The organism is Streptomyces sp. NPDC102274, assembly GCF_044766385.1.
Lineage (GTDB): Bacteria > Actinomycetota > Actinomycetes > Streptomycetales > Streptomycetaceae > Streptomyces.
Genome location: NZ_JBIWLW010000098.1, coordinates 1 through 6,944, shown reverse-complemented (window position 1 = coordinate 6,944; position 6,944 = coordinate 1). Strand labels below are relative to the sequence as shown.

The following is a 6,944-nucleotide window of genomic DNA, read 5'->3' as shown; positions in this document are numbered from 1 at the left end:
GACCGCTCCAACAGCAGCCCGACGCGCGACTCCACACCCACACCACACTCCACCAACACCCGCGCCAACCGCCCCGCCCGAGCCTCCAACTCCCCATACGTCAACGACACATCACCACACACCACAGCCACCGCACCCGGCGACTCCGCCACCCGAACCGCAAAGCCATCCACCACCGAACCACCCGACACCACACCCACCACACCACGCCCCGCACCCACCACCCACTCCCGCTCAGCCACCCCCACCATCGACACCTCACCCAACACCCCACCCGACCCAACAGCCACCAACTCACCCGCCAACCCCAACCAATGCCCCACCATCCGCCCAACCGTCCCCGCATCGAACAAATCCGTGCTGTACGAGACGACCGCGAACAGACCGCGCCCCGGGGCCGGTTCGAACTCGATGTTGAGGTCGAACTGCGCCGTCTCCACGGGCGGCAGCGTCTCCTCGACCCGCAGTCCGGGCAGCGCGAAGGGCTCTCTGGGCGCGTTCTGGAGCGTGACCGCCGCCTGCACGAGTGGGGTACGGCTGGGGTCGCGCTCGGGGTCCAGTTCCTCGACCAGCCGGCTGAACGGCACGTCCTGGTGGGCGAACGCGGCGAGCGTCGTCTCCCGTACCTGCGCGAGCAGAGCGTCGAAGTCGGCGGAGGGGTCGATCCGTGACCGCAGAACCAGCGTGTTGACGAAGAAGCCGACGAGCCCTTCGAGTTCGGTTCGTTCCCGGCCCGAGACGGCTGTGGCAACGGCGATGTCGTTCTGTCCGCTGTAGCGCGAAAGCAGCAGCTGAGTGACTGCTGTCAGCGCCATCGACAGGGTGGCGCCCCGCCTCCCCGCCGCCTCCGTGAGCGCGGCCGTCAGCTCCTCCGGAACGCGGAAGGTGTGCAGTGCCCCGCGTCCGGTCCGTACGGCTGGACGTGGCCGGTCGGTGGGCAGTTCGAGTACGGGAAGTCCGCGGAGGTGTTCCCGCCAGTACTCCAGATGCGTGTCGAGGGCGTCGCCCGTGAGCCGCTCGCGCTGCCAGACCGCGTAGTCGGGGTACTGCACCGGCAGCGCGGGCAGTTTCGCGTCCCCGCCCCGTAGTGCTGTCGCGTACAGCTCGCTCAGCTCACGCGTGATCACGCCCATGGACCAGCCGTCGGTGACGATGTGATGCAGCGTCATCATCAGCAGCCAGGACGAAGGGGCCGCATTCTCCTCCGGCACCAGGAGCGCCCGGAGCAGCGGACCGGTACGCAGGTCGAAGGGGACCGCCGCCTCGGCGCGGAGCAGTACGTCCCGCTCGGCCTCCCCGTCCGCCTGGGCGATACGTACCGTGACGTCAAGCTCCGAATGAACCTTCTGTACGCCCCGACCGTCGGCGGAGTCGAAGGTGGTGCGCAACGCCTCGTGCCTGGCCACCAGCCCCGAGACGGCGGCCCGCAGCGCGGGAAGATCGAGTGTGCCGGTCAATCGGAGCGTGGTGACGACGTTGTATTCGGTGCCTCCGGGGGTGAACTCGTCGAGGAACCAGAGCCGTTCCTGTGCGTACGACAAAGGAAGCGGTCGGCCGTCACGAGGAGCCGGGGTGATACCGCCGCTGTCGGGGGCGGAGACGGCCGCGGACGCCCGTTCTCCGGAAGTGGCGGCGGCTGCCAGGCGCGCCACGGTCGGATGGTCGAACAGCGCCCTGGGCGAGAGCCCGGCCCCCAGGGCCGCACGGAGACGGGAGACGACCTTGAGGGCGGCGATGGAGTCGCCGCCGAGCGCGAAGAAGTCGTCGTGCGCGCCAACGTGTTCGGTGCCGAGCACCGCGCGCCAGATCCCGGCGAGCAGCTCCTCGGCTCCGGGACGCGGAGCCACGTACGGCTCCTCTTCCCCGCTGCCGCTCCCGCTCCCGCTCCCGTGCCCGGGAGCGGGAGCGGGAGCGGGCAGGGCCCGCCGGTCGACCTTGCCGTTCACGGTGAGCGGCAGGGCTTCCAGCTCCACGAACGCGGACGGCACCATGTACGCGGGGAGCGCCGCGGCCAGTCGCTCGCGTACGGACGTCATGTCCAGCACCGTGCCGCCCGCCGGAACCAGGTAGGCCACGAGCCGCTTCGTGCCCGGACGGTCCTCGCGGGCCACGACCGCCACCGCGCCGACGCTCTGATGCTGCGTCAGAATCGCCTCGATCTCGCCCAGTTCGATGCGGAAGCCGCGTATCTTCACCTGGCCGTCGTTCCGGCCGAGGAACTCCACACGGCCGTCGGCCCGTCGGCGTACGACATCGCCGGTCCGGTACAGCCGTCCGCCCGCCGCGAACGGACTGGCCACGAACCGCTCCGCCGTCAGCCCGGCCCGGCCGTCGTACCCGCACGCCAGACCCGAACCGCCCAGATAAAGTTCCCCCGGCACCCCGACGCCGACCGGGCGCAAGGCACCGTCCAGTACGTAGGCCAGGGTGTCGTCCATCGGACCGCCCAGCGGAACCGGACCACCCGAGACGTCCCCGGCCGCGACCGGTCCGCACAGCGCGAAGGTCGTGGTCTCCGTCGGCCCGTACACATGCACCAGCTCGGTGTCCGGGCAGTGTGCGCGCATCCGTGTCATCGCGGGCGCCGATGCCGCTTCTCCCCCGGTCCACACTTCGCGCAGTCCCGCAAAGCACCCGGGGTCCTCGTCCGCGAGCGCCCCGAAGAGCGCGGTCGTGACGAACACCGCCGTGACGCCACGCTCCGCCGCGCGCCGTACGGCCGGGGCGGTCAGCTCCGCGTCGGCGACGACGACACAGCCGCCGTTCAACAGGGGTCCCCACACCTCGTACGTCGCCGCGTCGAAGGAATGCGGGGAGTGGAAGAGCACCTGCCGGTGTGCTTCCGACGCGAATCGCCGGTCGGCAGCGAGGGCGGCCACGCCGCCATGGGTGACGACCACGCCCTTCGGTGTCCCGGTCGACCCGGACGTGAACATCACATACGCCGTCGCCTCCGACGAGACGTGGACAGACACGGGCGCGGGGGAAGCTTCGGCACGCGCCCCCGGATCGTTCACATCGAGCACGGCCACGCCCTCCGGCGCCCGCACCGACCCGTCCGTCAGCAGCAGTTCCGCGCCGCTGCGCTCCAGCACGTCCCGCATCCGCCGGGCCGGGTGCGCCGCGTGCAGCGGCACGTACGCTGCGCCCGCCTTCAGCACCGCGAGCATCGCCACCACGACCTCGGGGGACCGTGCCAGCAGCAGCCCGACGCGCGAGCCCGTGCCCACTCCGCGCTCCAGCAGGGCATGCGCGAGCCGGTCCGTCCGCCGGTCCAGCTCACCGTAACTCAGCGTCGTATCACCGCACTTCACGGCGGCGGCGTCCGGCGACGCGGCCACCCGCTCGCGGAACACATCCGTCACGGAGGCCGGACGCGCGTCCGGAGCTGTCGGCGCTGTCTGTGCTGTCAGTGCTGTCCGTGCGGCATCCGCACCGGCGTCGTGAGCGCCACTCCACTCCCCGAGCACCCGAGCACGCTCGTCCCCGCCGAGCAGTGTCAGCGTACCGACGGTACGTTCCCCGTCCTCGGCGAGCTCGCCGAGCGCCCGCGCACAGCCCGCCGCCAGCCGCCGCACGGTCTCGGCGTCGAACAGCTCCGGGTCGTACCCGAAGGTGAGGACGAATTCCTCCCCCGTTCCGGCGCCGGGGCGAGCCGTGAGTGTCAACGGATAGTTCGTCGACTCGACCGCGTCGAGACCAGACAGGACGATGCCGTGGCGTGCGGCGGCGTCCGCGTCCACGGGGTAGTTCTCGACGACGACCAGGCTGTCGAAGAGCGCGGCTCCGGAGGGCACATCGGTGGTGATCTCATGGAGCGCGACGTACTCGTACTGCCGCGCCTCCGCCTGCTCGTCGCCGATCCGCCGCAGCCAGCTCGTCACCGGCTCGGCGGGCGTGGTGGCGATCCGTACCGGGAGGGTGTTGATGAACAGCCCCACCGTGCTCTCGGCCCCCGGCTCGTCGGCCGGACGTCCTGACACCGTCGTACCGAACACGACATCGCACGACCCCGCGTACTGCGACAGCGTGAGCGCCCAGGCGCCGTGCACCATCGTGCCGACGGTCACCCTGCCGCGGCGCGCGAAGTCCACGACGGCACGAGCGGTCGCCGCGGGCAGGCGCAGGGGCACCCGGTCCGTCGAACGGGCGCGGTGCGCGCTGTCCGGCGCGCGGTCGAAGGGCAGCGCGGACGGCTCCTCGAAGCCGGCGAGCCGACTCCGCCAGAATTCGCGCCCCGCCTCCTGGTCCCGTCCGGCCAGCCACCTGAGGTGTTCCCGGAACGTCCCGCGCACGGGCCGGTCCGCCGGGCGGGGAGCGCCCTCCGACACGAGGGCCGCGTACTGCGCCGCGTACTCCACCGCGACGTCCGACAGCACCGCGGCGCTGCTCCACCCGTCCAGCAGCATGTGGTGGAACGACCAGAGCACCTGTACGCGCTCCCCCGGCAGCCGGGCCAGGGTGACACGGGTGAGGGGGGCGCTGCCCGGGTCCAGTCCGGCGGCGGCGCGGTCCTCGGCGACGAGCGCGGCCAGCAGTTCGGAGCGCTCGGCCTCCGAACGGCCGGTCCAGTCGACGCGGGTGACGGGGATCTCGGCGCGTCGGTGCACGATCTGGACCGGCTCCGACAGGCCCTCCCAGGCGATCGAAACCCGCAGCGCGTCCGAGGCGTCGACCACACGCTGCCAGGCACGCGCCAGGGCGTCCAGGTCGGCGACCCCGTCCATGACGAACGTGAACTGTTCCAGGTACGCGGCCGAGCCGGGCGCGTTCAGCGAGTGGAACAGCATTCCCGACTGAAGGGGCGTCAGCGGGTAGACGTCCTCGATGTCCCGGCCGTCGCCGGCGATCAGATCGATCTCGGCCGGGGTGAGCCGTACGAGCGGGAAGTCCGACGGGGAGCAACCGCCCGAATCCGGCTCCGCGCAGTGCTCGATGAGCGACCGCAGCTCGGCGGTGAACCGCTCGGCGAGGCTCCGCACCGTCTCGCGGTCGTGCAGATTCGCCGAGTACGACCAGGTGAAGGCCAGCACGCCCTCCTGGACCGCGCCCACCACCTCCAGCACATGGCTGCGCTGCTCGGCGGCGTGGTGCTCGCCGCCCGGGTTCAGGACGAGCGAGCGGTACCAGCCACTGGTGTCATCGGCTCCGCTGAAGTGCCCGAGGTAGTTGAAGGCCAGCTCGGGAACGGGGGCGGTGCTGAGACCGGCGCCCCTGCCCCCACTCACGTCGCCTTCCGGCCGCCGGAGATAGCGCAGCGCGCCGTAGCCGACGCCCTGGTCCGGTACCGCTCTGAGCCGCTCCTTGACCGCCCGGATCGTCCCGCTCCAGTCCGCCGCCCCCTCATCACCCGGCGGAACGTCCAGGACGACCGGGTGGATGGAGGTGAACCAGCCGACGGTACCGGACAGGTCGGTGTCGTCGAAGATCTCCTCACGGCCGTGCGCCTCGATGTCGACGGCCCATCGCGCGCCACCGGCCCACGGCCCCGCCGCGCGCACCAACGCCGAGAGCAGCACATCGTTCGGCCGCGTCCGGTACACCGCGGGGACCCGCTGCAACAACGCCGACGTCTCCTCCGCGGACAGCCGCACGGACACCGACCGCTCCGACTCCACCGTGTTGTCGCCACCGGGACGGTCCACGGGCAGTCGGGTGGTGGCACCGACGGTCGTCCCCAGCCAGTACGGCAGCTGGGCGTCGAAGCCACCCGCGGCGGTGTGCTCGGCCAGCCGCGCGGCCCACTGACGTACGGAGGTGCCCTTGGGACCCAAGGCGGGCTGTCCGCCGGTCACGATCCGCACGTAGGCCGACTCCAGATCCTCCAGCAGGATGCGCCAGGACACACCGTCGACCACCAGATGGTGCGCGGCGAGTACGACCCGGACCGGCGCTTCCGGGCCCGTCACTCCGACGAGCACGCGAAACAACGGCCCGCGTTCCAGGTCGAGTCCGGCATGGGCCGCGGCGACGAGCGCGGGCCGCTCCTCGGTGCCACACGCGTGGGCGGTGAAGACCGCGTCGAGGTCGACGGCGGGCGTGATGTGTCCGGTCCAGGTTCCTTCGGGGGTACGGGTGAACGTGCTACGCAACGCGTCGTGCTGGGCGAGCAGCGCGCCGACAGCGGCCCGCAGAGCATCGAGGTCCGTGGCCGGAGACAGGGTGAACCCGGCACCCATGTTGAAGTGCTCCGGAGCCAGCGGATGCGTATCGAAGAACCACTCTCGTACGGGAGTTGTCCCTACGGCGCCGGTGACGGGGCCGCTCTCGGCGAGCAGAGCGGGGCCGGTGTCGACCTGGCCGGCCTTGGTGGTGAGGGTGGCGATGGTGGGGTGGAGGAAGACGTCGCGGGAGGAGAGCGCGAGTCCGGCGCGGCGGGCGCGGGAGACGACCTGGAGGCTGATGATCGAGTCACCGCCGAGATCGAAGAAGTTGTCCTCGATCCCGACCCGCTCCAACCCGAGGACCTCCGCCCACACCCCGCACAGGATCCGCTCGGACTCGGTACGCGGCCCGGTATACGCGGACTCCGCAGCCTCGAACTCGGGCGCGGGCAGAGCACGGCGGTCGAGCTTGCCATTGGCATTCAGGGGCAACGCGTCCAGCACGACGAAAGCCGCCGGAACCATGTACTCCGGCAGAGCCGACACCACATGCTCACGCACCACGTCCACATCCAGGACCGCAGCCCCGTCAGCGACCAGATAGGCCGCCAGACGCTTCACACCCGGACGGTCCTCACGCGCCACCACCACCGACTGGGAAACCGCAGGGTGGGAGAACAGAACGCTCTCGACCTCACCGAGTTCGATACGGAACCCACGCACCTTGACCTGATCATCACCCCGACCCGCATACTCCAACACCCCATCCGCACGCCACCGCACCACATCACCCGTCCGATACAACCGACCCCCGGAACGGAACGGATCCGCCACAAACCG

The 6,944-nt window shown here is 71.1% G+C and carries 1 protein-coding gene; it reads right to left on the bottom strand.

The features are described from left to right. Positions 1-6,944: amino acid adenylation domain-containing protein (locus ACIRQP_RS41815; protein ID WP_403900638.1), on the bottom strand; the 6,944-nt coding region annotated here is incomplete at both ends.